The following is a 24,698-nucleotide window of genomic DNA, read 5'->3' on the forward strand; positions in this document are numbered from 1 at the left end:
CGAGAGGAGAATGAAGATGAAAGACACAATTAGAAAAACAACATTACGGTTGTGCATGTTTCTGGCAGTATGTTTTACATTTCTGATATTTGGAAATGTAAAATCGGTATCTGCAGCTGATGCAAGTGCAATACTTTATAAGAATGGAACCAAAGTACAGTCCTATGCCACAATGGATGAAGCATTTAATGCAATGACAGATTCAACTGCAAAATATTCTGTGAATTTAAAAGGACAGCATGTAGTAGCAAGAACAAGCTGGCCGAAGGTAAAATCCATTACGATTAATGGTGGACAAAATAATGCACAGTTAATACTTCCGGAGGGAACCACAACATTAAACAGTAATGTTACCGTCAAGGACTGGCTGACTATTTTGCCGGAACCGAAGGAAAAAAGAATGATTTGCGCAACCATTGATGTGCAGAATTATAAATTTACGGTAGATGGAACACATGGCTATAAAACAGTACTGGGTTTTATTTTCGACTATGACTATAATTATGCTTATTATCTTGATTTTATCAGTAATGGAACAGGTACTGTGGATATTAAGAGTGACTGCCAGATGCTGGGAACATTCCATATGCCAAATGTAACGCAGGAAGATGAAATGACATTATGGACCCCGGGAGAGGCTGATTCACATATTGTAAACTGGACACAGAACCAAACTGTAGCGAGCCAGACTCCGAATATTGATTTCCGTACCAACGGAAATGGAAGAATTACAATTGACCATGCATATGGCAATGATAAAGTAAATTCATGGACGTATCGTTTTTCACTTACCACGAAGAGTTTTGCTTATGACAGTAATGGAAATCCTGGAACCGGTAATCTTACAATAAAAAATCTTGAGGCAGATGGAATTACTTATAATACCGAAAATATGGTAATGCCATACTGTGATGTCCGGATTGAAAAGGGACTGGCAGGTAAGAGCTGGCAGGTATCTATCATGGATGATATTTATCTTTCCGGAACTAATGTGGAAGTTACCAAAAATCTCGGTGTAAAAGAAGGGGACAAAGTGGTTTATGCACCGGATGCAGATGTTTCACACTTATATATAGAGGCAAGAAGAGAATACGTCCATGCAAAGGGGGATCAGTATTCCAGTCAGGGCGTGCAGCCGAAGATGGCAGTGGATGCATCCGGAAATGTAGTGATACAGAGTCTGCCGAAATTTACTCTGGACAGCCCGAAATTATTAATGACCAAAAATAAGAGCACAACATTAAAGGTAACAGAAAAAAGCAGTGATGTTGCAAGAGTAGAGTGGTCGGCACAAGGTTCCAATGGAAACTTAAAGATTCCTGCATCTGATGAAAATCAGGTTACCGTACAGTCTCTTGGAGAGATTTCAGGGTCAGATAGTATATCTTATAGTGTATATGATGCAAGTGGAAATCTGCTGATAAACGGATTTTATATAGCCAAAGAAAAGGCAAAGGATGAGGAAAATACAGAAAATGGCATCTGGGAGATAGGCGGTGTAGATTATACTGCGGTATTTGATGGCAGCTATTATGTAAATAAATACCCGGATGTAAAAGCAGCCGTCGGAACAGATTTATGGATGGCATTTTATCATTTCCGTAACTATGGAATGGCAGAAGGCCGTCAGGGAAAAGAAACCTTTGATGTAAATTCCTATCGCAATCAGTATGCAGATTTACGAGCAGCTTTTGGCAATGATTTGAAGTCTTATTATATGCACTATATCAATAGTGGACGGGCAGAAGGTCGTCAGGGAACTGGGTGTAAGACATTGCAGGGAGCAGCTACTGTATATAATGGAGTAGATTACAGTGCAGTATATGATTATAATTACTACACCAAGAAGTATTCTGATATTAAGAAAGCATTTGGAAATGATGATGTAGCCGTTCTTTCCCACTTTGTAAACAATGGAATGACAGAAGGACGCCAGGGAAAAGAGACCTTTGATGTAAATTCCTACCGTAACCAGTATGCAGATTTACGGGCAGCATTTGGAAATAACTTAAAGAGCTATTATATGCATTATATAACAAATGGTAAAAAGGAAGGTCGTCAGGGAACCGGATGTAAGACGTTGCAGGGAGCAGCTACCGTATACAATGGAATAGATTACAGTGCAGTATATGACTATAATTACTACACCAAGAAGTATTCTGATATTAAGAAAGCCTTTGGAAATGATGATGTAGCTGTTCTTTCCCACTTTGTAAACTATGGAATGGCAGAAGGACGCCAGGGAAAAGAGATCTTTGATGTAAATTCCTATCGTAACCAGTATGCAGATTTACGGGCAGCATTTGGAAATAACTTAAAGAGCTATTATATGCATTATATAACAAATGGTAAAAAGGAAGGTCGTCAGGGAACCGGATGTAAGACGTTGCAGGGAGCAACTACCGTATACAACGGAGTAGATTACAGTGCAGTATATGACTATAATTACTACACCAAGAAGTATTCTGATATAAAGGCAGCTTTTGGGGATGATGATATAGCTGTATTGGCACATTTTGTAAATTATGGAATGTCAGAAGGCAGAAGGGCTTCCGAAGAATTTGATGTAAATGTATATAAACGGAATTATTCTGATTTAAGAAGTGCCTTTGGAAATGATTTGAAGAGTTACTATATGCATTATATGTCCAATGGAAAAGCAGAAGGAAGAACTGCTAAATAGTGTGCCAGGAACAAAGGAGAATGAAGATGTGGAAAGAGTTTAAGAAGTTTGCAGTAAGATAAAAAGCAGAATATGAAAACAGAATTGAGAAATGAAATAAAAAACAGGATGTACCAATGAAACTATATTTAGCTCCCTTAGAGGGAATTACAGGATATGTATACCGGCAGGCTTACCATGCATGCTATGAAGATGCCGACAAATATTTTACACCATTTTTAGCTCCACATACGAAGCGAAGCTTCAATGCCAGAGAAAGAAATGATTTAAGCCCGGAACATAATACCGGAATGTATACCGTGCCACAGGTGCTGTCAAAGAGCGGAGAAGATGTGGCAGCAATCGCAGAAGAACTGAAAGTATTTGGATATCAGGAAATTAATATCAACGCCGGATGCCCTTCCGGAACGGTAGTATCGAAGGGAAGAGGTGCCGGGCTTTTAGATGATGAAAGAGCCTTGCTTCATTTCCTGGATGAAATGTTTGAAAAGACGGATGCAGAGATTTCCATTAAGACAAGACTTGGCATGGAATATCCGGATGAATTTGAAGGCATTTTAAAAATATACAATCGTTTCCCAATAAAGGAGCTGATTTTACATCCCCGTGTCAGAGAAGATTATTATAAAAATAAGCCGGATTGGACGATGGTAGAGTATGCACTGGAGTACAGCAGGAATCCGCTGGTTTACAATGGAGATATTTTTACAGTGGAAGATTATGAGCGGTTTACAGAACGTTTTCCAACGATAGATGCCATTATGTTAGGGCGTGGTGTTATAAGAGACCCGGCACTCATAGAGAAAATCCGCTCCGGCAGCACAATAGATAGGGCTGTTGAATTAAAGCGGCTTTATACATTTCACAATAAGCTGGTTGCCGGCTATCAGAAAGAAATGTCCGGGGAGAAAAATGTCCTGTTTAAAATGAAAGAATTGTGGTTTTATCTTGGCACACAGTTTACCGGAATTGAAAAAACGTTGAAGAAGATAAAGAAAGCAAACAGCCTGATAGAATACCAGGCTGCTGTTTCAGCAATATTTTCAACCGGTGCTGGAAAGTAACCGGAAGAGTCAAATACTATTCTGCATAAATGGGCAAAACCGAAAATTCGTCTCCATCCAAAGTCAGAATAGCGATAGTACAGGAGGAACCACTGCGGCTTCGACCGGCACTGCCCGGATTGATGAAAGTAGTGGTTCCTCTTTTACTTACTTCATAATGGTGGGTATGCCCGGTAATAATAAAATCTGCTTCAGGTTGTGGATAAGGCAAATCGCTTTTCTTATGGATGAGATAGAAAATCTTCCCACCAATGGGTGCTGCCAGAGTCTCCGGCAGATATTTCGTCCATTCGCCTTTGTCGCAGTTCCCCTTGATGATATAAAGCGGAACATGCAGATCTTTTAAAGTCTCATAACATTTGAGACTTCCAATATCTCCTGCGTGCAGAAGATAATCACAGCTTTGCAGCTCGTCTAAAAATGTATCCTTTAATACACCATGTGTATCTGATAAAATTCCAATTTTCATAAAATGTACCTTTTTGTATGTGTCCTATTAAATTGCGAGGGCGGGATTACTGGTTTGGGGTTACTTTTTCATTTTATAACGGTTATAATGAAATAACAAGTGTCCGGTGATTGGGAGAGGGGAAAAGACATCGATAAATCATTGGAATAGAAAGAGAATTTGATTTACTTTAAAATGCCGTAGTTCTAAGACACAAGTTTTTCTTTTGACGATAAGAACAGTCTTTCCAATGTTTGACAAAAAACACTGTATTGTTCGCCGGAACGCGGATACCTTATGATGCTTGCTAGGGGCACTTGGAATTTCGTCTGGTAATAGGCAACGCTGGCACAGGGACGTGCCAGCGAGGTGCATTTGAGCATGGATGCGAATATGCACCGGTTGCCGGACAATATATATATAATCATGCCGAAATTCTTAGTGCCCCTTTCAAGCATCATCTGGCATCCGTCTCCGACGGACGATGCAGTGCTTTTGGTCAAAGCAACGGAAAGACAGTTTTCCCATTTCCCAATCACCGAACCACGGGATAATTAGAATTTTTAGAGTCATTATAAGGATTATAATTTTTGGAACCTGTGCCAGCCGGTCCATTGAAGGAAGATGCATAACAAAAGTCTGTTAGTGGCACTTGGAATTTTGGAGAAAGTCTGGCAACGCTGGCACAGGGATGTGTCAGCGAGGTGCATCTGAGCATGGATGCGAATATGCACCGGTTGCCGGAAAAGCCAATAAGCAGAACAAAATTCATAGTACCACTTGCAGACGTTGTATCGCATCTGACTTCAATGGACGGGCTGACACGGATGAAAAAGATAGAATAGTTATTATGACGTAACATTAAGTGAACGTAGGAAAAGGAAAAGGAGAAAAATATGTTTCGAATCGGTTGCCATTTATCATCATCAAAAGGCTTCCTTGCTATGGCAAAGCAGGCAGAGGAAATCGGAGCCAATACATTTCAGTTTTTTACCAGAAATCCAAGAGGCGGCAAAGCAAAGGATTTAGATGTGAAAGATATAGCTGCATATCAGCAGTATGCTGCGGAGCATGGCATCGGGCAGATTCTTGCCCATGCACCCTATACAATAAATGCCTGCGGCAAAGATGAGCGGGTACAGGAGTTTGCCAGAGAAATCATGGCGGATGATTTGCGGCGTTTAGAGGAGATACCGGACTGCAAATATAATTTTCATCCTGGCAGCCATGTGCAGCAGGGAGCGGAAGTTGGAATTGAAAAGATTGCAGGAGTCTTAAATGAAATCATGTGGCAGGAGCAGAAAACAACAGTGCTGCTTGAGACCATGGCTGGAAAAGGAACAGAAGTAGGAAGAAACTTTGAAGAACTGCAGGAGATTTTAAGCCGGGTAAAATATCCGGAGAAAATGGGAGTCTGTCTGGATACCTGCCATGTTTTTGATGGTGGCTATGATATCAGCGGACATTTAGAGGAAGTATTAGAAGAATTTGACCGCATTATCGGACTGGATAAACTGTGTGCCATTCATTTGAATGATTCGAAAAATGTACTGGGCAGCCATAAAGACCGTCATGAATGTCTGGGCGCAGGCAATCTGACCATGGATGCCATTGTGCGGATAATCAACCATCCGGCATTGAAAAAACTGCCGTTTTACCTTGAAACACCGAATGATTTAGAAGGCTATGCCAGAGAGATTGCCATGTTAAAAGCGGCAAGAAAGGATTAGTTTAAAGGTTAAGTTTTTCGGAAAAAAGAACGATATATCAGGTATAAGACGGCATGGAGGCAATTTTGTCTTAAAATTAGGAGGAGAAACATGATTCGTGTAACAGGAAATAACAGCCTTTTGATGAGTTCACTGAATACGGACACAGACAATGATACAAAAGTGGTGGACCTGTTAAAAAAGAGCAGTGAGACAGAGAAGAGCAGCAAGACAACCGGGAAAAAGAGTGAAGAATATGACAGTGTCAAGAAGTCTGCATCCTCACTCAAAGCAAGTGCAGCAGTATTAAGTGAAACAGGAGAGGATTCCGTTTTTGCCAAGGCAGAAGAAAGCGGAGATTATTCCGATTTGATTTCACTGATAGAGCGTTTTACCGGAGATTATAACAGTCTCTTAGAAAGCCTGTCAGACCTTGATACAGACAAATCTGCAAATTACAGCAAGGAATTAAAAAGCATTATTTCCGGTCAGAGTGAAGCGTTACAGAAGGTCGGTATTACCGTAGACAGTAATGGAAAACTTGTAATAGATGAGGAAACTCTGAAAAATGCAGATAAGAAGGAATTAAAAGACCTGTTCCAGGGAGAAAATTCCGTTGCAGGAAAAGTTGCTGATAAAAGCATTTACATCGGAGCAAATGCTGCGGCTGACCAGTATGTGGACAGTTGTGCCAACTATACAGCAGGTGGTACATCCGCAGAATATGTCCAGATGGCAAATCTGATAGGCAGTTACTTAGACTCTCTTTCTTGAGATTAAAGTGTCACTAAGTCAGAAAGAAGCGGTTCAAAAATAACACCCTGCAAAGTATCATCCGAAAGTGACTGCGAATAGGAAATACAGGAAGCAATAAAATGAGCTGCCTGTGTGGTACATTCTTGTAAGGAGAAGCCCCGTAAGGTAAGTGCAGATACAATACTGACGAAGATGTCGCCGGTTCCGGGATACCCCGGACCGGCTTTTTTCGTGGAAACAGTATCCACATTTCCGCTGCTATCGGAAATATAGTTAAGGAAAGTGTCGCCTTTTGGACAGCCGGTAATAATACATTTTTTCACACCCAGTGCATGAAGCTTTTGGGAAATGGCAGAAAGCTCCGAATCGGTGCAGTCATGCTCCGGATAAGGCGTATCTGTTAAAAGGCAGGCTTCCGTCAGATTTGGTGTGATAATATCACCCCGGGATACAAAGTCTTTCATGTGATTGCAGAATTCCGGCGTAATATGCTGATAGGCTCTGCCATGGTCACCCATTACCGGGTCTATAATAAAAAGAGGTTTTTCGGTGAGAGAATCATAGTAATCGGAAATGGCATGAAGCTGTTCTTTTGCACCAAGGTAGCCGCAGTAGATGCCGTCCCAGTTCATGGAAAGAATATTCAGTGCAGCAAAATAATCCTTAAGCTGTCCGGTTAAATCAATTTTCAAGTGGGTAGGGAAACCGGTATGATTGCTGAAAACAGAAGTAGGCACAGGGATTCCCTGTACCTTACATGCACTTACCACCGGGAGGGACACGCTCATGGAGCAGCGTCCCACACCGGATATATCATTGATAATCAGAAGTTTTGGTGGTAAAGTATTTAATTTCATGCGCATGCGCTTTCCTTTCCAAGACGTGGCAGCATATTAGATTTTGCCAGTACCGGACGCAGTGCCATGTATACAGCAGTTGCTACGATAACGGATAATACTGCATTAATGCTGGTTGCTGCAATGTTAATAGAAAGTGTAACTTCTGCTGCCGGTTTTCCTAAGATAACCAGTTTGTAGAAGTAGCCGAACAGTGGGTCAAAAACAACGTTGAATAACAGTCCGCAGATACTTGCGATAACAACCCATTTGAAAACGTGCCTGCTATCTTTGGAAGTGGAAATTTTACCGATTTTGTGTGCAACCAGACCGGTAATCAGACCGATGCAGAATTTTAAGATAAAAGTCTTTGGTGCGTATACAATGTAAATCGGGTCTAAAAGGTCGCCGATTGTCATACCGATGGCACCGCCAATTCCACCATAAACACCGCCTAACAATAATGCACCTAATACACATACCGCGTTCCCAAGGTGGATAGATGTGGCATCTCCGCCAGGAAGTGCGATTTTAATCTGTAAGAATGTGAATACCACATAGGAAAGTGCTGCCATAAGAGCAGTCAGTACAAGTTTGTAGATTCTTTCGTTTTTCATCATAAAGTCCTCTTTTCTTTTTCTTTGTTGCGGTTTATCATAAAACAGAAATGGCATTATAAAAACATCCAATTTTGATAAAAATGACCATGCCAGTTTAAAGATGAAGAGCAAGTTTTTTATGAACGTAATAATAAAAGAGTCCAAGGGAAAGGCATATGGTAAGGCGTATAAATAAAAGCCTTTTCAATTTATGTAGAGAAAGGTATAATAAAATTGCTGGTAAAGTTCAAAAAATACAGTTTATATATGGGAGGATGAAAGAATTGACAGAACAAGGAAGAGTAAATAAGACTGCAATGACAGGGCATACAATTATGGGAATCTTATTGGCACTGGTTAATTTTTTGGAAAATTTCGGAACTTCCAAGAATGTAGTTTATGTGGCGGTGCTTATTGTGCTGGCACTTGGACCGGTGGTGGCAGAATGGATTTGCTATAGGAAAGACCAGGAGACAAAAGCAATCAAGCATCTTTTGGGGATTGGATTTGCAGTATATTATACGGTGGCACTGATAGGTGCCGGCAATCAGTTGGTTTTTGTATATGTAATACCGATGTTTATTTTGATTTCTGTATTTTCAGATTCGAAATATGCATTGGAACTTGGAATTGGAGCAACTATCGTAAATCTTATTTCTATTGTAGTACATACCATGAAAGGCCAAGGTGAGGGACCTACTTTCTATGGAACAGAGATTATTATACTGATTTTGACAACAGCATTTTCTTATTGCAGTTCTGCTGTTTTACAGAAATCGTTTTTATCACGGCTGGGTGAAATGAATCAGGCAAAGGGACAGTCTGATACCATGCTTCAGAAAATTTTAGAAGTATCTGATGCCATGACAAAGAAAATTAATGGAATGTCTGATGAAGTAGAATTACTTGGCAGTGGTGTCAGCGATACCAGAAATGCAATGGAAGAGTTGACCGGTGGAACAACAGATACAGCGGAGGCGGTGCAGAATCAGTTAAGCCAGACAGAAGCAATCCAGGAAAAAGTAATGCAGGTAACCCAGGCTTCTGACAGCATTGCTGAGAGCATGACAGTTACAGCAGAAGCATTGAACGCGGGTAAGAAAAATATTGAACAGCTGGTATCGCAGGTGAGTGTGACTGAGCAGACGAACAGTCAGGTGGCAGCAGAACTTACTTCTTTAAAAGAGTATATGGATAAAATGTATTCCATCATTGAGATTATCAATAATATTACTTCAGAAACCAGCCTGCTTTCATTAAATGCGTCAATTGAAGCAGCCCGTGCCGGTGAAGCAGGAAGAGGTTTTGCTGTAGTAGCATCTGAGATTTCCGGTCTGGCAACCCAGACACAGGAAGCAACGGTCAGTATTGAAGAACTGATAAGAAATGTATCGGAAGAACTGGAAAAAGTAGTGACCATCATCGAAAGCATGATTTCACAGGTTGAACATCAGAATGTAACAGTCAATGAAACTGCCGGCAGCTTCCGTACAATAGAGGATAATTCGGACCGTGTACAGAGCCAGTCGGATGCATTGTCCGGTATTGTGAAAGAATTAGAAAGTGCCAATGCAGGTATCATGGATAGTATCCAGACAATTTCCGCTATTTCAGAAGAAGTAGCAGCTCATACAAATAGTACACTGACAACCTGCGAGAAGAACCAGAAGAGCGTAGAACATCTGATGGCAGAGACTGAAAATTTAATTGAACTGACGCATCAGCTTCAGCAGTAAAGATATTTATTATATGAGCAGGGAGCAGAAAATGGGAGCATATCATAATCTTTCAGAAAAATTACAACAAAGGATCATAGAAGACAGAAAAGAGCATAGGGCAAATCCATATGCTTTTTCCGAAGAACAGGTTTTGCGCCGGGAGATGAATCATGACAGGGCGAATCTCTGGAGGCCTCCCTTTGTCCGGGACATTGAGAAAATCATGCATCTGCCTTATTATAACCGTTATGGAGACAAGACGCAGGTATTTTCCCTTTACAGAAATGATGACATTTCAAGACGGGCGCAGCATGTGCAGCTCGTTTCAAGGATTGCAAGGAATATTGGAAATGTATTAAATCTCAATCAGGATTTAATAGAAGCAATTTCCCTGGGGCATGACATCGGACATGCACCATTCGGACATGCTGGTGAGAGAATTTTAAGTGCACTTTTGCGGGGAGAGACGGGACGATATTTTAACCATAATGTGCACAGTGTGCGTGTACTGGATGTACTGGGACAGAGAAATATCAGCCTGCAGACTCTGGATGGAGTCCTATGCCATAATGGAGAAATGGAGCAGCAGGAGTATCAGCCGAAAAAGGCGAAGACCTTTGCAGATCTGGATACAGAAGTAGAAATGTGCTATCAGAAGGAAGATGGAATTAAACATCTTGTGCCGGGAACACTGGAAGCCTGTGTAATGCGGATTTGTGATATTATAGCCTATCTTGGCAAGGACAGACAGGATGCTGTACGCCTGCATCTTCTGCCGGATGACAGAGGTTTTAACGGAGATACTATAGGCAGCAGCAATGCGGAAATCATCAATAATATGGTAGTTAACATCATTGAAAACAGCTATGGAAAACCATATCTTTCCATGGATGAAGCATATTTTCAACAGTTGAAGCTTGCAAAGACTGAAAATTATGAGTATATCTATCACAATGAGAAAATCGAAAAAGTCATCCGGGAAAATCTGAATCCGATGTTTGAAGAGATGTACTATCAGTTATTGAAAGATGCAAAGGATAAGAATGAAAAATCCTGGCTCTACCGCCACCATATTGCATATGTGGCAGAAAACAATCGGTTCAGCAGAACCTTTTCGAAGGAACAATACATGGAGACAGAACCGAACCAGCTTGTGGTGGATTACATCGCAAGCATGACGGATGACTATTTTGTAGATTTGTACCATGAAATGTTCCCGAAAGGAAAGCATGATGTAAAATACATCGGCTACTTTGATGAAGATTAACTATTTTAATGGCGAGGCTGTTGCCCGGGAAACCATCCGGTCAACAGCCTTCAATTCTTCTAAGAAAAGCTGCTGGTTATAACTGGAAAGAGTATGATAGATACTTAGCAGTTCACCCTCACAGCTGTTGAGATGCGTCAGACTGGCATTGCGGATGTTACTGTGACCGAGCAGATAGTCGGTGGAAGTATGAAAATAGTCGGCTATTCTTACTAAGGTTGCATAGTCAGGTTCTTTCCCCTGATTGATATATCCATTCAGAGCAGAGGGAGAGATATGTAGTGCATCTGCAAGCTGCCGCTGGGTAATGTTAGCTTCTTCAATCAGGTATCGTAACTTAGAACCGATATTCATATACAAACCTCATCTTTCGTAAATAATACCTCTATTTTAAAACATGTTAAAAAACCAGTGACAAAAATAAACGAAAGATAAATTATATCAACGGAGCACAAACTATTCACATATGTAAATTAGCACCAACCACCATCTAAGGTAATAATCTGACCGGTGAGATATGGACTTTGTGATACGATAGCATAAGCAAGTTCAGCTGTTTCCACAGGTGTACCATATCTGCCGCAGGGAATTTCGGATTCTAAGTCAGCACGCTCTTCGGCAGAAAAACAGGCGTTCATGGAAGTATCAATGGTGCCGCAGGCAATGGCATTGACAGAGATTCCACTGGGTGCAACCTCTTTGGCAAGTGCCTTTGTAAAGGAATTAACAGCTCCCTTGCTGGCGGAATAAGCAACCTCACAGGAGGCACCTACATTTCCCCAGACAGAAGAAATGTTAAGAATCCGGCCTGATTTTTTGTGCAGCATATCTGGCAGAGCATATTTGCAGCAGGAAAAAACAGAAGAAAGATTGGTGTTTATAACGTGCTGCCATTGTTCATAAGTCATATCCTGCAACAGACCGATGTGGGAGATTCCGGCATTGTTGATCAGAACATCAACCGAAAGGGACTGCTGGTGAATCATGGCAAACATATTGGCAACAAAATCCGGATCACTGACATCTCCGATAACCGGAAGAACCGTGACATGATATTTGTCCGAAAGTTCATCAGACAAAGCCTTAAGAGCAGTTTCGGAATGACAGCAATTTAAAATGAGCTGATAACCGTGGCGGGCAAATACTTCTGCAATAGCAGCACCGATGCCCCGGGAAGCTCCGGTAATTAAAACAGTATTCATAAGAAACAAATCCTTTCTGGTTTTTATCTGCCTTAGAAAAATGATAGCACAGATGAAAGCGTTAAAAAATACAGTTATATTTTAGACTTATTTTAGAATACAGGCAATCCCTTTTGAAAAATCCTGCAGATTTCCTGATTTCAGAAAGATATTCGAAAAATTCTCTAAAAATACAGTAAATATTGCACAAAAAACTTGTAAATATTCGTACAAAATAGTATAATAAAACCATGATATCAGTCTGTATCAAATAAATGGCAAAGGGGTTGGACATCATGCGTATTACTATTTCAGGAAGAAACATCGAATTGACAGACGGTCTTAAGGCAGCAGTTGAGGACAAAATTGGAAAACTGGAGAAGTACTTTACTCCGGACACAGACGTATTTGTAACTTTGAGTGTAGAAAAGGAGAGACAGAAAATCGAGGTTACGATTCCTGTACCTGGACACATTATCCGTTCAGAGCAGGTAAGCAATGATATGTATGTATCGATTGATCTTGTAGAAGAGATTATTGAGAGACAGCTTAAAAAGTATAAGAATAAGATTATTACAAAACAGCAGAGCAACAGCAATTTCCGTAAGGAATATATTGAAAAAGAAGTGGAAGCAGATGATGAAATTAAAATCATCCGTACCAAGAAATTCGATATGAAACCAATGTATCCGGAAGATGCATGTGTTCAGATGGAATTATTAGGACATGATTTCTTTGTATTCGTAAATGCAGAGGATGACAATGTAAACGTTGTATATAAGAGAAAAGGTAACACCTACGGCCTGATTGAACCGGAATTCTAGATATATAACGAAAAAGACTATCACTGGCAGTTCCTTATGGATAACTGGTAGCAGACAGCGGTATCGCAGTTAACGTTTTGACAACAGTCTTGACAAAACGCCAATAGCGGTACCGCTATTTTTATGCTACAGTAGTTATAATATATCGATATGACATTTCTATGGAACAGTCAATACGATGGGTTATGAGAAAAGGGAGGTTAGGAATTGGCTTGTTACAATCTTGGGGATTATATATGTGAATCCCGCAAACAGCTTGGCATTACACAGGAAGAACTTGCTTTTGGCATCTGTTCAACTGGAACTTTATCAAAAATTGAAAACGGATTTGTGGTACCGAAGCGGAAAAATTATGAAGCTATTATGCAGCGTCTTGGAAAGACGATGGGTATATGCAATATTCATGCAACGGCGGAAGAAATGGAATTATATGCCTATATGCGGCAGCTGGTGCATGCAGTAGCAAATAATGATATGGAAGGCAGCAGGGAACTCTGGCAGAGACAACCGGAACATAAACAGGAGGATAAACTGACCAGACAGTTCTTTTTATACATAAAGGCGGTGCTGGACAGTAAGGAAGGAGTCCGTCCGGAACTTGTATATGCAAAGCTGGAAGAAGCATTACATCTGACACATCCGGCAGGGCTGGCAAATCTGGTGCAGAAGCGGATGTTTACCTTTGAGGAAATCAACATTATCAACAGTATGGCGGTACAGAAACAGCGGCTTGGTGAAAGAAAGCAGGCACTCCGCATCTGGATGCAGTTATCTGATTATCTGGAAGTAAGAAAAGTAGATGATGAAGAAAAAGAAAAGGTATATCCGATGATACTTTACAATGAAGCTAATCTTTTGCATGAGATGGAAATTTACAGAGAGGCGCTGGAATTATGCAATAAGGGTATCGATTATTGCACAAGGAGCAATAAATATATGGTATTGCCATATCTTTTGCTCTGCAAGTCCGGAATTTTAAAATGGATGGAGCAGCCGGAAGAAGCCATGGATGTACAGCAGTGTGCAGAGCATCTTTTTCAGGTGTTTGAAAATCATAATGCAAAGCCCGGAGAACCAATCTTGATTGCTTTGTGAGATTCTCTTGTCATTCTAAGAAAAAAAGGTATAATATACATATTGAAAAAAGAGATGTAATATACATATTTGAATCTGAAAGAAAGAAGGACATTAGAGAATGAATATCGTAGTTTTGGCAGGCGGCTTGAGCACAGAGCGTGATGTGTCTTTTAAAACAGGAGATATGGTAACAAAGGCATTGCGGAAGAATGGACATCAGGTTATTCTTCTGGATGTGTTTATGGGATATGGAGAAGAAGAACAGGATATTACTGGAATTTTTGAACATTCAGAAGAAGCAAGTGTAAAAGTAGCGGATATACCGGAGACGGCTCCAGATCTTGATAAGGTAAGAAAGAGTAGAAAAGACCAGTCTGCCTGCTTCTTTGGACCGAATGTAATCGCAATGTGCCGTATGGCAGATATTGTATTTATGGCATTACATGGAGAAAATGGAGAGAATGGTAAGATTCAGGCAGCCTTTGATTTGTTTGGAATCCGTTATACCGGAAGCGGCTATTTAAGCAGTGCGATTGCCATGAATAAAAATATGGCAAAGCAGTTTTTTGAAGCCAATGGAATCCCTTGTCCGAAGGGCATTTATATGAAGAAAAAGGACAGAAAAAACAGCCTGGTTGAAATAGGAATTACGTTGCCTTGCGTGGTAAAGCCATGTTGCGGTGGTTCCAGTATTGGGGTTTCCATTGTAAAAGAAGAAAGCAATTTTACAAAAGCATTGGATGATGCATTTTTCTGGGAAGATGAAATCTTAATTGAAGAGTATGTAGAGGGAAGAGAATTTTCAGTAGGTGTCATCAAAGGAAGAGCATTGCCGGTTATCGAGATTGCACCAAAAGAAGGATTTTACGATTATAAAAATAAGTATAAGGCTGGAAGCACAGTGGAAACCTGTCCGGCAGATATTAAAGACAGTGTGGCAAAAGAGATGCAGAAGCATGCAGTAAAAGTTGCGGAAGCGTTAGGCCTGGACACCTATTCCAGAATCGACTTCTTAGTCAATGCAAAAGATGAAGTATACTGCTTAGAGGCAAATACATTGCCTGGTATGACAGCAACCAGCTTACTGCCGCAGGAAGCCAAGGTAGAAGGAGTAAACTTCGAAGAGTTATGCCAGCAGCTGGTTGATATTTCCATGGAGAAATACGGAGCATAAGAAAGGGCAGAGAAGGCAGATATGAAGGAACTGACATTAGCACAGATTGCAGAAGCCTGCGGTGGAACATTAATAGGTGGGAATGAAGCAAAAGAATATACCGTAACCGGAGTCGAGATTGACAGCCGGAGAGTAAAGGCAGGAGATTTATTTGTTGCCATTCCGGGAGAAAAGGTCGATGGTCACAAATTTATTCCGGATGTATTAAAAAAAGGAGCATATGCACTGTCCCAGCAGAGTCTTGATGTAGATGGAGCTTATATTCTGGTGGAAGATACCGTAACTGCCATGAAGCGTCTGGCACGTTTCTATCGGAATACCCTTGACATTAAAGTAGTGGGAATTACCGGAAGTGTTGGAAAGACCAGTACCAAAGAAATGATTGCATCTGTACTGGGCACAAAATTCCGGGTACATAAGACACAGGGGAATTTTAATAATGGAATCGGTCTGCCACTGACTATTTTTCAGATTGAAAAAGAGCATCAGGTTGCAGTTCTGGAAATGGGAATTTCTGAATTTGGCGAGATGCATGAACTGGCAGATATGGCGCAGCCGGATATTATGGTTATTACCAATATCGGTTTATGTCATCTGGAGAATTTGAAAACCAGAGATGGAATCTTAAAAGCAAAGACAGAAAGCTTTGCTCATTTGAAACCGGATGGTGTTGTGATATTAAATGGAGATGATGATAAACTTTCAACTGTAGAGCAGGTGGCAGGAAGAAAGCCTGTATTTTATGGAATCAAGGGAAGGAATCTCTGCGAGACTTCTGTCTGTGCAGATGCAGTTACAGAGCATGGCTTAGAAGGAATGACAGCAGAATTCCACACTCCACAGGGAGACATGGAAGTATTTATTCCAATTCCGGGAGAACATAATGTATATAATGCACTGGCAGCAACCTGCGTGGCAGAACAGTTAGGTCTTTCCATGGATGAAATTAAATGTGGAATTGCAGCCGCTTCCACCATCAGCGGAAGAACTAATCTGATTCACACAAAGGGCATGACGGTTATTGATGACTGCTACAATGCGAATCCGGTTTCCATGAAGGCATCTTTGGATGTCCTGTCTAAGGCAGGGGGACGAAAGATAGCGGTTCTTGGAGATATGGGTGAATTAGGCGAGGATGAAAAACAGCTTCATTATGAAGTGGGAACCTATGCCGGAACACTGCCAATTGATTTGTTATTCTGTGTTGGAACATTATCCGGGAAATTGGCAGAAGGAGCGAAGAAACAGAATCCGGCTCTGACCGTAAAACACTATGCAACCCGTGAGGAGATGACAGAAGAACTTCTTGCTACCGTAAAAGAAGGAGATGCTGTTTTAGTCAAGGCATCCCATTTTATGGAATTCCCGAAAGTGGTGGCAGCATTAACCGAAGCATAAGAAAATGTTTTTTTTAATGGTAAATACAGGAAGTGTTTGATAATAATATAGAAAAATGAAAAAAGAAACTGTAACTTTGAAGTATAGTCATCAAAGCTACAGTTCCTTTTTTTATCAATATTTGCGGTTTAAAGATATTTCCGGTTATCTGCCAGCAGCTCATGCACCGTATTCTGTGTATAGGTAGCAAGATGTTTGCGGTCATCAGCAGAAAGCTGATCTAAATAAATCGGAGTACCATACTGCAGGATAACATGGGTAGGTTTTACCTTTGGAAAATGATTTTCCAGAATATCAGCAGAATTGGTGATTGCCATAGGAACAATCGGACATCCGGTTTTCTCAGAGAGCTTTAGGCTTCCGGCTTTGAAAGGAAGCATTTCGTCCTCAGTCTTGTTTCTGGTACCTTCCGGGAAGATACACATGGAAATGCCGGCTTTAATCTGGTCGATACCGGTCAGGATGGTTTTTAAGCCCTTCTTCATATCGGTACGGTCTAAGAAGAGGCAGTAGAGCCGCTTCATCCAGATGTTTAAAAGAGGAACTTTTCCCATGGTGTCTTTGGCAATGTAACCGGTGAGTCTCGGACATCTGGAATAAGTGATAATAATGTCAAAATAACTTCTATGATTTCCGATATAAAGAACCGGAACATCTTTTGGAACATTTTCTTCCCCGATTACAGTCAGCTTAACGCCACAGATAAACATAATCACACGGAATGCCCACTGCACCATGCGAAGACTGCTGATATCGGCGGCATGGCGGTTGCATTTACGGATAATCCATTCTACAAAGAGAACTGGAATACCAAGAATCAGGTAAAGAATAGCAAATAAAAGTGCAAGAATTGCTCGTATCATAGAGATAGAATTCCTTTCTGGATATAAATTTCAAAAACAAAATACTGATTTCTTTCCCTATTATAGCGGTAAAACTTAAGAATTACAACATGATAATCCGGATTTTGGAATAGAATGAAAAGAATAAAAACAGGGAGAAGAAAGTGAAACGGAAAACAATAGAAGCAAGGAAAGCTGTCCGGAGTGTCATCGGTCTGCTTGCGGTAGCATGGATTGGACTGGTAGCAGCAGGCTGCGGTATCGAAGATACCAATGGCAGTAAAATAGAAGACGTGGAATTTACCGTGTTAGAAGAGGAAGCAGTGCCGGAAGAATTGAAGCAGGAAATTGAAGAACGAAAGGAAATGGATTTCAAGCTGACTTATGAAGATAACGGAAAACTCTATATTGCAAGGGGTTATGGAGAGAAGGAAACGGGGGGCTACAGCATTTCCGTAAAAGATGTTTATCTGACTCAGAATGCCCTCTGTTTTGTTACAACGCTGATTGGCCCGGGGGAGAATGAGACGGTGGCAAAGGCACCAAGTTTCCCATATATTGTGGTTGAGGTGACAAAATGTGACAAGAACGTGTTGTTTGAGTGAAAAAATGGTACTTTTTTCCCTTTGACAGCATTTTAACACAGTGATATACTAAAGAGCGTGGATAAAAAAGGAGGAACTGGTATATGCAGAGAGCAGATATTAACAGAGTCCGGGCATCCGTGCATCAGCAGTGCGGTAGCAGTGTAATGATTCAACTGGACAGAGGTCGTAATAAAGTAGATGTACAGCGTGGTGTAATACAGAATGCTTATCCGAGTGTATTCACGATTCTTGTAGATGATGAAAGAGAAGGCAATCCGCCACAGTTATTATCTTTCAGTTATACAGATATCATCACAAGAGATATCCGAATGAAATTATGTTAGAAGAATAAAGTCCCTTTTTCCTGAATAAAATGAAATAACATTCAGGAAGGGGATTTTTTTAGTGGAAATAAAGAAACAGAACATACATATGAATTATGAAAAAGCCAGTGCCATGAGTCAGATTACTCTGGATGATGATTACAATCTACCGGATTATCGGCCGGATATTGTAAAAGTACTGAAAGAAAAAGGTGAAATCCGCTTTGATGAGATACAGGTAAAAGAAGGACGTATTTATGTGAAGGGGAATCTTATCTTTCATGTGCTCTACCGCAGCGATATGGAGGAGCATAAATTAGACTGCCTGCGGGGACAGATTCCATTTGAAGAAACCATCAGTATGGATGGAGTGAATGAATTAGATCCGGTGGACGTCACAGCAGAACTGGAAGACATTAATATCGGGATTATTAATTCCAGAAAATTAAGTGTTCGTGCACTGGTGATGCTGAAGGCAGAAATGCGGATGCGCAAGGAGACGGAACTGATTACGGGAGTAGCCATGGAACATCCGTTGGAAATCCTTCAGAACAGGCATAATATTCTGGAATTGGAAACCTGTAAGAAAGATAATTACCGGTTGAAACAGGAAATAGAGCTGCCCCAGAGCAAGCCAGATGTAGAACAGATTTTATGGAAAAGTGTGCAGCTTCGGGGTGTGGAAACGAGGTTACGAGAAGAAAAAATCCAGCTTACCGGAGAAATAAGACTGTTTTTGCTATATTATGCCCAGAAAGAAGAACGCCGGTTAGAATGGTTAGAAGAGACGATACCACTGAACGGAGAACTTGCCTGCGAGGGATGCAGTGAGGAAAAAATCTATCGGATTCAGGTAACACCTGCCAGTATGGAAGTAGAGGTCAGACCGGATTATGATGGAGAAGACCGGAAAATCAGTCTGGATATGACGTTAGAATTAGATATCTGTATCTGGAAGGAAACAGAGGCAGATGTGGTAGAGGACGTATATTCGCTGCGGGAAGAGATGACACCAGCTTATGAAGAAGTTACCATGAGCAGGCTGCTGGCAAAGAATTATGCAAAATGCCGGTTGACAGACCACATGAATTTAAAGAAGAATCAGGAGAATATCCTGCAGATTTGTTCCTGCGAAGGAATGGCATTTATTGACCATGTGGAGCCACAGGCAGACGGTCTTAAAGTGGAAGGAAGCCTGAATGTGGAAATCCTTTATGTAACCACGGACGATGCCATGCCGATTGGAACCTGCCGGGAGACATTTCCTTTTGAACAGCTGATTGAAGTCCCGGAAATGACAGACGATATGAACTATGAACTGGAAGCGGGAATCGAGCAGTTGTCAGCGATTCTTTTAGACAATACCCAGATTGAGGTAAAGGCAGTACTGAATCTGAATCTGATTGCATTTTCACAGGAGAATATCCAGAAAATGGATGAAATCAGAATTACAGAACGGGATATGGAAGAATTACAGAGACAGCCAGGAATTACCGGATATATTGTAAGAGAGGGGGACAGTCTCTGGAAAATTGCCAAGGCAAATCATACGACTATTTCCCAGTTAATGGAAACCAACGACTTAAAGAGTGAAGAAATTCAAAAAGGCGATAAATTGTTAATTGTAAAGATGGTATCATGATGTTATACTAAGATGATAGGAAATACACAAAAGTGGAAGGAGCAGAAATATGCACAGAAAAAAACATATGTGGAAAATGCGGTTGGTTGCAGCAGGACTGGTAGCAATTCTTGGAATTTCATGTTTTCAAAGTGCGTCAGCAAGCGCTCTTTCAAAGGCTAAAAACAAGAAGAGTGAAGCACAGACCGCATTGGATAATGCCAATTCGGATATAGAGAATATACAGAGCCAGCAGCAGGAACTGCAGTCCCAGATTGATGCACTGGATGCAGATCTGGTAAATATTATTATGAACTTAGATATTCTGGAAGGGGAACTTTCGGATAAGCAGACTGAACTGGATAATGTGACAGCACAGCTTGCACAGGCGCAGGAAGATGAACAGAACCAGTACGATGCTATGAAAAAGCGTATCGTATATATGTATGAGAATGGGGATGACAGTTATATTGAGGCACTGGTGGGTGCAACAGATTTCTCTGATTTACTGAATCGTCTGGAATATGCCCAGCAGATTTATGATTATGACAGAAATCTGCTGACGCAGTATCAGGAGACAGTGCAGCAGGTAGCTGACCTTAAGAGTCAGGTGGAGACAGAGAAGGCAGAGTTAGAGGAAGTGCAGCAGTCTTATCAGGAACAGCAGGCTTCTTATGAAAGCATGATTGCAGAGAAACAGTCTCAGATGTCTGATTTTGATACCCAGCTTGCATCAGCCCAGAGTCTTGCAGCCCAGTATAAAGCTACTGTTGATGAGCAGAATGAAATCATAAGACAGGAGCAGGCAGCTGCCGCTGCTCAGAATAATAATAAAGGTAATAATACAACAACTGCTAACAATAATAATGGCAGCAATACCGGAGGTGACAGCACTACTGGTGGCAGTACAGGGGGAGGTGGATTGAATCCTTCTTTTAGTACATCAGTAAGTGGAAGCGATGTAGTATCTTATGCCTGTCAGTTTATTGGAAACCCGTATGTATGGGGCGGCGAGAGCCTGACTGATGGAGCAGATTGTTCCGGATTCATTAAAAGTGTCTATGCAAACTTTGGAATCAGCCTGCCTCATAGTTCGGTAGCATTACAGCGGGCAGGAAGTGAAGTAAGCTATGAGAATGCCCAGCCAGGTGACATTGTCTGCTATGCCGGTCATGTGGCAATTTATATGGGCGGAGGACAGATTGTCCATGCAAGTTCACCGTCTACCGGCATTAAGACAGGCTCAGCAACTTATCGAAGCATTATATCTGTCCGGCGTGTATTGTAAAAAGTTATCCATAAAGAAGAAAAATGATAAAAATTCCCCGCAGTAAGCAAACTACTGCGGGGTTTTAAGAACTTGTAAAATCTTTCAAGTTGCGTATAATGAAAAAGTAGAAAATATTTTAGGAGGAATAAGAAATGCAGATAGAACAGTTACAAAAAGAAATGATAGCGGCAATGAAAGCAAAAGATAAACCAAGAAAAGATGCAATTTCTTCGCTGGTTTCTGCAGTGAAGAAAACAGCAATTGATGAAGGCTGTCGTGATGACATAAAAGAAGAATTAGTAAACCGTGTGATTTTAAAAGAAATGAAGACCGTAAAAGAACAGATTGATTCCTGTCCGGCAGAAAGAACAGATTTACTTGCGGAATATCAGCAGCGTTATGACATTATGAGCGAATATGCACCGGCAATGCTTTCTGAGGAAGAAGTACGTAAGATTCTGACAGAAAAATTTGCAGATGTCATTGCAACCAAAAATAAAGGTCAGATTATGAAAACAGTTATGCCGGAGTTAAAAGGCAAGGCAGATGGAAAATTAATCGGACAGGTTGTAGCAGAGCTTTGCAAATAGGATAGTGTATGAGTGAAAATAAATCACAGAAGAAGCGCATATGGTTCATTACAATACTGATTCTACTGGTACTGTTATTAATCAGTCTCTTTGCTTCCGAACGAAGGGGGAAGATTGTATACAGGGAGTATCTTTCCGAAGATATCCTGACAGTAGATGGAGAAAAACTGCAGCTTGGGGATCTGGCAATGTATATCGCTTATGAGGAACTGAAGGTAGAAGATGAGGCAGCAGCCTATGATTATTATGATACGAATAAGTATTGGAATCTTCATACCAGTGGAAGGTTTGTAAAAGAAGTAGCAAAGACCCATGTCATCGAAATGGCAGTACATGATGAAATCTTTTACAGGCAGGCAATGGCAGAGAAACTGACGCTGGATGAAAAAGAAGAAGAACAGCTTCGTAGCCGTCAGGAGGATTTCTGGACGGATATGACAGAGGAACAGCAGGAAAGATTGGGCGTTGATAAAGCAGAGATAGATCGTCAGTTAGAGAAAGCTGCATTGGCACAGAAATATCAGAATCAGATAGCAACAGAGAATAACAGTGATTTTGACGGTTACAGTGCCGGGGCAGAGCCATATGAGCAGATTTTAAAAGAACATAAGTATAAACTGAATGAGAAGCTCTGGGACAGAGTGGATTTTGGGAATATCATATTGAATCATTAGAATGGAAGGAAATAGAAATGTCTGTAAAAATAGGTAGAAATGATCCCTGCTGGTGTGGCAGTGGAAGAAAGTATAAGACATGCCATCAGTCATTTGATGAAAAGATTGAAAAGTATCGTGAGGCAGGCTGTATTGTGCCAACCCATGATTTGATTAAGACACCGAAGGATATCGAAGGTATCAGGGAAAGTGCCAAAATTAATGTGGCAGTACTGGATTATGTGGCTGAGCATATCAAAGCTGGCATGAGTACAGAAGAAATTGACCGTATGGTATATGAGAAAACAACAGCCATGGGTGGAATCCCGGCACCGCTTAATTATCAAGGATTTCCGAAGAGCGTCTGTACGTCAATTAATGAAGAAGTATGCCATGGTATTCCATCGGAGGATATTATTTTAAAGGATGGCGATATCATTAATGTGGATGTTTCCACAATATTAGATGGATATTTTTCTGATTCCTCCAGAATGTTTCTGATTGGAGATGTCAGTGAAGAAAAGAAGCGTCTTGTCCAGGTAACGAAAGAATGTGTGGAAGAAGGCTTAAAAGCGGTAAAACCATGGGGCTTTTTAGGAGATATGGGGCAGGCAGTGCATGACCATGCTTATGAAAATGGCTATACTATCGTAAGAGAAATCGGTGGACATGGTGTTGGAAAAGAATTCCACGAAGAGCCATGGGTTGGCTATCACAGCAAGAGAGGAACCGAGATGCTCTTAGTTCCAGGCATGATGTTTACGATTGAGCCAATGGTAAATATGGGAAAAGAAGCTATCTACATAGATGATGAAAATAACTGGACCGTGTATACAGAAGACGGACTTCCAAGTGCCCAGTGGGAGATTCAGGTTCTGGTAACCGAAGAGGGAACCGAAGTTATTTCCTGGTAAGTATCTTTTAAAAAAGCTATTTTTGGAAGAAAAACCGGATGGAAAGTTTCTCATTCTGGTAAGCACAAAGATGCTTATAGATAACAAGCAGTGCAATTCCAAGGCAGGCAAAGTCAATGGAGAGAACCGGCACAAAGAGAAAGACCAGAAGGCAGAATACGCCAAAGGTAATAATGGACCGAAAAAGATGTGGCCGGATAATTAAGACCACAGAAAAAAGAATATAAGCAGCTGCAAGGAAAAGAACCGGCAGAACAACCGGAAAGATTCCAAGCAGTACACCAAAGGAGACGGCAATGGCTTTGCCGCCTTTTTTGTTACTGTTTTTTGGATGAAACTGCAATGGGAACGCATGTCCGAGAACCGGTGCTATCAGAATCGGAATCATGTATGGAGTGTCAATATCCAATGTCCGTAGGGCGAGTACAACCGGGAAAAAGCCCTTGAAAAGCTCCAAAAGGAGCGCAAGAATACCAGCCCGGAATCCGCCGTACACAAAGGCATTGGCAGTGCCGGGATTTCCATCCGGACTTAATGCACAGATATCTTTCTGGAATAATATCTTCGGAATCCAGTAGGCATAGAGTATGCTGCCGCTGAGATAGCCGGCGATGGAAAAAAAGATGCAGGTGATAATTGACTGGTTCATATAAAGGCTCCTTTTCTTTTCGATAAACAGGTGATTGCGGAAGGAGATAGATTTTGCTGGAAAATATTACGGGATTCGCAGGGGAGTTATCTTTGTGCACTATGAAATGCCAACAGTTCTTAGAATGCGTGTTTTTCTTGCATGTAAACTGTCTTTCCGGTTGCTTTGGCTGAATAGCGGTACTGTCCGTCGAGGGCAGATGCCGCATAATGCCTGCAAGGGGCACTGGGAATTTCGATATAATGCCAAGTTCATCTGGCAACCGGCACAAATTCACATCCTTGTTCAATTGTGCCTCGCTGGTACATCCATGTACCAGCGTTGCCTGTTGCCAGACGAAATTCCCAGTGCCCCTAACAGCCCTTATCAGGCATCTGCACTTCGGCGAACCGTGCCGCTATTCTGACAAACATTGGAAAGACTGTTTTAATCACAAAAAGAAAAACACGCATATTAGAACTGTGGTATTTCGTAGAGAAAGATAACCTCCTGTGAATCAGCGTAATATTATGGGG

General features: G+C 41.1%; 25 protein-coding genes. 18 read left to right on the forward strand and 7 right to left on the reverse strand.

Annotated features, from left to right (window positions below; genetic code table 11):
* Positions 1–16 precede the first annotated feature (16 nt).
* Together DXB39_RS07440 and DXB39_RS07445 are read left to right on the forward strand one after the other, a co-directional pair.
* Positions 17–2,683 carry a hypothetical protein gene (locus DXB39_RS07440; RefSeq protein ID WP_117841342.1) on the forward strand — a complete coding sequence of 889 codons (2,667 nt, stop codon included), beginning with the start codon at positions 17–19 and terminating at the stop codon, positions 2,681–2,683.
* A 116-nt stretch (positions 2,684–2,799) separates the two neighbouring features.
* The gene (locus DXB39_RS07445) at positions 2,800–3,747 is read left to right on the forward strand and encodes a tRNA dihydrouridine synthase (protein WP_117841341.1); all 948 of its coding nucleotides are present in this window, start codon (positions 2,800–2,802) and stop codon (positions 3,745–3,747) included.
* Between the two features lie 16 nt (positions 3,748–3,763).
* On the opposite strand, the gene DXB39_RS07450 is transcribed toward DXB39_RS07445, so the two are convergent.
* On the reverse strand, positions 3,764–4,216 hold the full coding sequence (locus DXB39_RS07450) for a metallophosphoesterase family protein (protein ID WP_117841340.1): 453 nt from the start codon (positions 4,214–4,216) through the stop codon (positions 3,764–3,766).
* Between the two features lie 695 nt (positions 4,217–4,911).
* Here DXB39_RS07450 and DXB39_RS15160 point away from each other — a divergent pair.
* The 3 genes from DXB39_RS15160 to DXB39_RS07460 all read left to right on the forward strand — a co-directional run bounded on the left by DXB39_RS15160 (position 4,912) and on the right by DXB39_RS07460 (position 6,678).
* The gene (locus DXB39_RS15160; protein WP_278336363.1) at positions 4,912–5,040 is read left to right on the forward strand and encodes a hypothetical protein; all 129 of its coding nucleotides are present in this window, start codon (positions 4,912–4,914) and stop codon (positions 5,038–5,040) included.
* A gap of 51 nt (positions 5,041–5,091) precedes the next feature.
* Entirely contained in the window at positions 5,092–5,925 is an 834-nt protein-coding gene (locus DXB39_RS07455; protein ID WP_117841339.1) for a deoxyribonuclease IV, read from the forward strand.
* A 90-nt stretch (positions 5,926–6,015) separates the two neighbouring features.
* Positions 6,016–6,678: a hypothetical protein gene (locus DXB39_RS07460; protein ID WP_117841338.1), complete on the forward strand. Its 663-nt coding sequence runs from the start codon at positions 6,016–6,018 to the stop codon at positions 6,676–6,678.
* A 2-nt stretch (positions 6,679–6,680) separates the two neighbouring features.
* Here DXB39_RS07460 and DXB39_RS07465 read toward each other — a convergent pair whose 3' ends face one another.
* Complete coding sequence (locus DXB39_RS07465) at positions 6,681–7,517, reverse strand: pyridoxamine kinase (protein WP_158565977.1); 837 nt, start codon at positions 7,515–7,517, stop codon at positions 6,681–6,683.
* Positions 7,514–8,113, reverse strand: coding sequence for an ECF transporter S component (locus tag DXB39_RS07470; protein WP_117841502.1), 600 nt, complete (start codon positions 8,111–8,113; stop codon positions 7,514–7,516). The genes DXB39_RS07465 and DXB39_RS07470 overlap by 4 nt, the downstream gene beginning before the upstream one ends.
* 266 nt (positions 8,114–8,379) lie before the next feature.
* Between DXB39_RS07470 and DXB39_RS07475 the strand changes: the two genes are divergently transcribed.
* Together DXB39_RS07475 and DXB39_RS07480 are read left to right on the forward strand one after the other, a co-directional pair.
* A complete protein-coding gene (locus tag DXB39_RS07475) occupies positions 8,380–9,831 on the forward strand; it encodes a methyl-accepting chemotaxis protein (RefSeq protein ID WP_158565978.1) in 1,452 nt (483 codons plus the stop codon).
* A 31-nt stretch (positions 9,832–9,862) separates the two neighbouring features.
* The gene (locus tag DXB39_RS07480) at positions 9,863–11,080 is read left to right on the forward strand and encodes a deoxyguanosinetriphosphate triphosphohydrolase family protein (protein ID WP_117841335.1); all 1,218 of its coding nucleotides are present in this window, start codon (positions 9,863–9,865) and stop codon (positions 11,078–11,080) included.
* On the opposite strand, the gene DXB39_RS07485 is transcribed toward DXB39_RS07480, so the two are convergent.
* Complete coding sequence (locus DXB39_RS07485; RefSeq protein ID WP_022244205.1) at positions 11,081–11,434, reverse strand: helix-turn-helix domain-containing protein; 354 nt, start codon at positions 11,432–11,434, stop codon at positions 11,081–11,083.
* 119 nt (positions 11,435–11,553) lie between these two features.
* On the reverse strand, positions 11,554–12,282 hold the full coding sequence (ymfI, locus tag DXB39_RS07490) for an elongation factor P 5-aminopentanone reductase (RefSeq protein ID WP_117841334.1): 729 nt from the start codon (positions 12,280–12,282) through the stop codon (positions 11,554–11,556).
* A gap of 275 nt (positions 12,283–12,557) precedes the next feature.
* On the opposite strand from ymfI, the gene hpf reads away from it, so the two are divergent.
* From hpf to DXB39_RS07510, 4 genes are all read left to right on the forward strand, one after another.
* Positions 12,558–13,085, forward strand: coding sequence for a ribosome hibernation-promoting factor, HPF/YfiA family (hpf, locus tag DXB39_RS07495; protein ID WP_117698857.1), 528 nt, complete (start codon positions 12,558–12,560; stop codon positions 13,083–13,085).
* Between the two features lie 207 nt (positions 13,086–13,292).
* Entirely contained in the window at positions 13,293–14,180 is an 888-nt protein-coding gene (locus DXB39_RS07500; protein WP_117841333.1) for a helix-turn-helix domain-containing protein, read from the forward strand.
* A gap of 100 nt (positions 14,181–14,280) precedes the next feature.
* Positions 14,281–15,336: a D-alanine--D-alanine ligase family protein gene (locus tag DXB39_RS07505; protein ID WP_117841332.1), complete on the forward strand. Its 1,056-nt coding sequence runs from the start codon at positions 14,281–14,283 to the stop codon at positions 15,334–15,336.
* A 21-nt stretch (positions 15,337–15,357) separates the two neighbouring features.
* Positions 15,358–16,734 carry a UDP-N-acetylmuramoyl-tripeptide--D-alanyl-D-alanine ligase gene (locus DXB39_RS07510; protein ID WP_117841331.1) on the forward strand — a complete coding sequence of 459 codons (1,377 nt, stop codon included), beginning with the start codon at positions 15,358–15,360 and terminating at the stop codon, positions 16,732–16,734.
* Positions 16,735–16,862: 128 nt separating this feature from the next.
* Here DXB39_RS07510 and DXB39_RS07515 read toward each other — a convergent pair whose 3' ends face one another.
* Positions 16,863–17,597, reverse strand: coding sequence for a lysophospholipid acyltransferase family protein (locus DXB39_RS07515; RefSeq protein ID WP_117841330.1), 735 nt, complete (start codon positions 17,595–17,597; stop codon positions 16,863–16,865).
* A 143-nt stretch (positions 17,598–17,740) separates the two neighbouring features.
* Between DXB39_RS07515 and DXB39_RS07520 the strand changes: the two genes are divergently transcribed.
* The 7 genes from DXB39_RS07520 (at position 17,741) to DXB39_RS07550 (ending at position 23,534) form a co-directional block, all read left to right on the forward strand.
* Positions 17,741–18,181 (forward strand): protease complex subunit PrcB family protein, encoded by a 441-nt coding sequence (locus tag DXB39_RS07520; protein ID WP_243006002.1) that lies wholly within the window; start codon positions 17,741–17,743, stop codon positions 18,179–18,181.
* A gap of 83 nt (positions 18,182–18,264) precedes the next feature.
* Positions 18,265–18,507: a Veg family protein gene (locus tag DXB39_RS07525; protein WP_022244197.1), complete on the forward strand. Its 243-nt coding sequence runs from the start codon at positions 18,265–18,267 to the stop codon at positions 18,505–18,507.
* Between the two features lie 61 nt (positions 18,508–18,568).
* Complete coding sequence (locus tag DXB39_RS07530) at positions 18,569–20,128, forward strand: DUF3794 and LysM peptidoglycan-binding domain-containing protein (RefSeq protein ID WP_117841329.1); 1,560 nt, start codon at positions 18,569–18,571, stop codon at positions 20,126–20,128.
* Between the two features lie 49 nt (positions 20,129–20,177).
* Positions 20,178–21,395: a C40 family peptidase gene (locus tag DXB39_RS07535; RefSeq protein WP_117841328.1), complete on the forward strand. Its 1,218-nt coding sequence runs from the start codon at positions 20,178–20,180 to the stop codon at positions 21,393–21,395.
* Between the two features lie 134 nt (positions 21,396–21,529).
* Complete coding sequence (locus DXB39_RS07540; RefSeq protein WP_022244194.1) at positions 21,530–21,967, forward strand: GatB/YqeY domain-containing protein; 438 nt, start codon at positions 21,530–21,532, stop codon at positions 21,965–21,967.
* An 8-nt stretch (positions 21,968–21,975) separates the two neighbouring features.
* Positions 21,976–22,641 (forward strand): hypothetical protein, encoded by a 666-nt coding sequence (locus tag DXB39_RS07545; protein WP_117841327.1) that lies wholly within the window; start codon positions 21,976–21,978, stop codon positions 22,639–22,641.
* Between the two features lie 17 nt (positions 22,642–22,658).
* A complete protein-coding gene (locus tag DXB39_RS07550) occupies positions 22,659–23,534 on the forward strand; it encodes a methionyl aminopeptidase (protein ID WP_022244192.1) in 876 nt (291 codons plus the stop codon).
* Between the two features lie 16 nt (positions 23,535–23,550).
* On the opposite strand, the gene DXB39_RS07555 is transcribed toward DXB39_RS07550, so the two are convergent.
* Positions 23,551–24,183 (reverse strand): glycerol-3-phosphate acyltransferase, encoded by a 633-nt coding sequence (locus DXB39_RS07555; protein ID WP_117841326.1) that lies wholly within the window; start codon positions 24,181–24,183, stop codon positions 23,551–23,553.
* Positions 24,184–24,698 lie beyond the last annotated feature (515 nt).

This window comes from Roseburia sp. OM03-7AC (genome assembly GCF_003462625.1).
GTDB classification, from domain to species: Bacteria; Bacillota; Clostridia; order Lachnospirales; family Lachnospiraceae; genus Roseburia_C; species Roseburia_C amylophila.

What these genes read in the sequence shown, in the direction of transcription:
- DXB39_RS07510 (WP_117841331.1), top strand. Translation starts at nt 15,358, where the DNA reads ATGAAGGAACTGACATTAGCACAGATTGCAGAAGCCTGCGGTGGAACA.
- DXB39_RS07545 (WP_117841327.1), top strand. Translation starts at nt 21,976, where the DNA reads ATGAGTGAAAATAAATCACAGAAGAAGCGCATATGGTTCATTACAATA.
- DXB39_RS07535 (WP_117841328.1), top strand. Translation starts at nt 20,178, where the DNA reads ATGCACAGAAAAAAACATATGTGGAAAATGCGGTTGGTTGCAGCAGGA.
- DXB39_RS07515 (WP_117841330.1), bottom strand. Translation starts at nt 17,597, where the DNA reads ATGATACGAGCAATTCTTGCACTTTTATTTGCTATTCTTTACCTGATT.
- DXB39_RS07485 (WP_022244205.1), bottom strand. Translation starts at nt 11,434, where the DNA reads ATGAATATCGGTTCTAAGTTACGATACCTGATTGAAGAAGCTAACATT.
- DXB39_RS07525 (WP_022244197.1), top strand. Translation starts at nt 18,265, where the DNA reads ATGCAGAGAGCAGATATTAACAGAGTCCGGGCATCCGTGCATCAGCAG.
- DXB39_RS07465 (WP_158565977.1), bottom strand. Translation starts at nt 7,517, where the DNA reads ATGAAATTAAATACTTTACCACCAAAACTTCTGATTATCAATGATATA.
- hpf (WP_117698857.1), top strand. Translation starts at nt 12,558, where the DNA reads ATGCGTATTACTATTTCAGGAAGAAACATCGAATTGACAGACGGTCTT.
- DXB39_RS07480 (WP_117841335.1), top strand. Translation starts at nt 9,863, where the DNA reads ATGGGAGCATATCATAATCTTTCAGAAAAATTACAACAAAGGATCATA.
- DXB39_RS07450 (WP_117841340.1), bottom strand. Translation starts at nt 4,216, where the DNA reads ATGAAAATTGGAATTTTATCAGATACACATGGTGTATTAAAGGATACA.
- ymfI (WP_117841334.1), bottom strand. Translation starts at nt 12,282, where the DNA reads ATGAATACTGTTTTAATTACCGGAGCTTCCCGGGGCATCGGTGCTGCT.
- DXB39_RS07445 (WP_117841341.1), top strand. Translation starts at nt 2,800, where the DNA reads ATGAAACTATATTTAGCTCCCTTAGAGGGAATTACAGGATATGTATAC.
- DXB39_RS07470 (WP_117841502.1), bottom strand. Translation starts at nt 8,113, where the DNA reads ATGAAAAACGAAAGAATCTACAAACTTGTACTGACTGCTCTTATGGCA.
- DXB39_RS15160 (WP_278336363.1), top strand. Translation starts at nt 4,912, where the DNA reads ATGGATGCGAATATGCACCGGTTGCCGGAAAAGCCAATAAGCAGAACA.
- DXB39_RS07460 (WP_117841338.1), top strand. Translation starts at nt 6,016, where the DNA reads ATGATTCGTGTAACAGGAAATAACAGCCTTTTGATGAGTTCACTGAAT.
- DXB39_RS07540 (WP_022244194.1), top strand. Translation starts at nt 21,530, where the DNA reads ATGCAGATAGAACAGTTACAAAAAGAAATGATAGCGGCAATGAAAGCA.
- DXB39_RS07455 (WP_117841339.1), top strand. Translation starts at nt 5,092, where the DNA reads ATGTTTCGAATCGGTTGCCATTTATCATCATCAAAAGGCTTCCTTGCT.
- DXB39_RS07550 (WP_022244192.1), top strand. Translation starts at nt 22,659, where the DNA reads ATGTCTGTAAAAATAGGTAGAAATGATCCCTGCTGGTGTGGCAGTGGA.
- DXB39_RS07555 (WP_117841326.1), bottom strand. Translation starts at nt 24,183, where the DNA reads ATGAACCAGTCAATTATCACCTGCATCTTTTTTTCCATCGCCGGCTAT.
- DXB39_RS07440 (WP_117841342.1), top strand. Translation starts at nt 17, where the DNA reads ATGAAAGACACAATTAGAAAAACAACATTACGGTTGTGCATGTTTCTG.
- DXB39_RS07505 (WP_117841332.1), top strand. Translation starts at nt 14,281, where the DNA reads ATGAATATCGTAGTTTTGGCAGGCGGCTTGAGCACAGAGCGTGATGTG.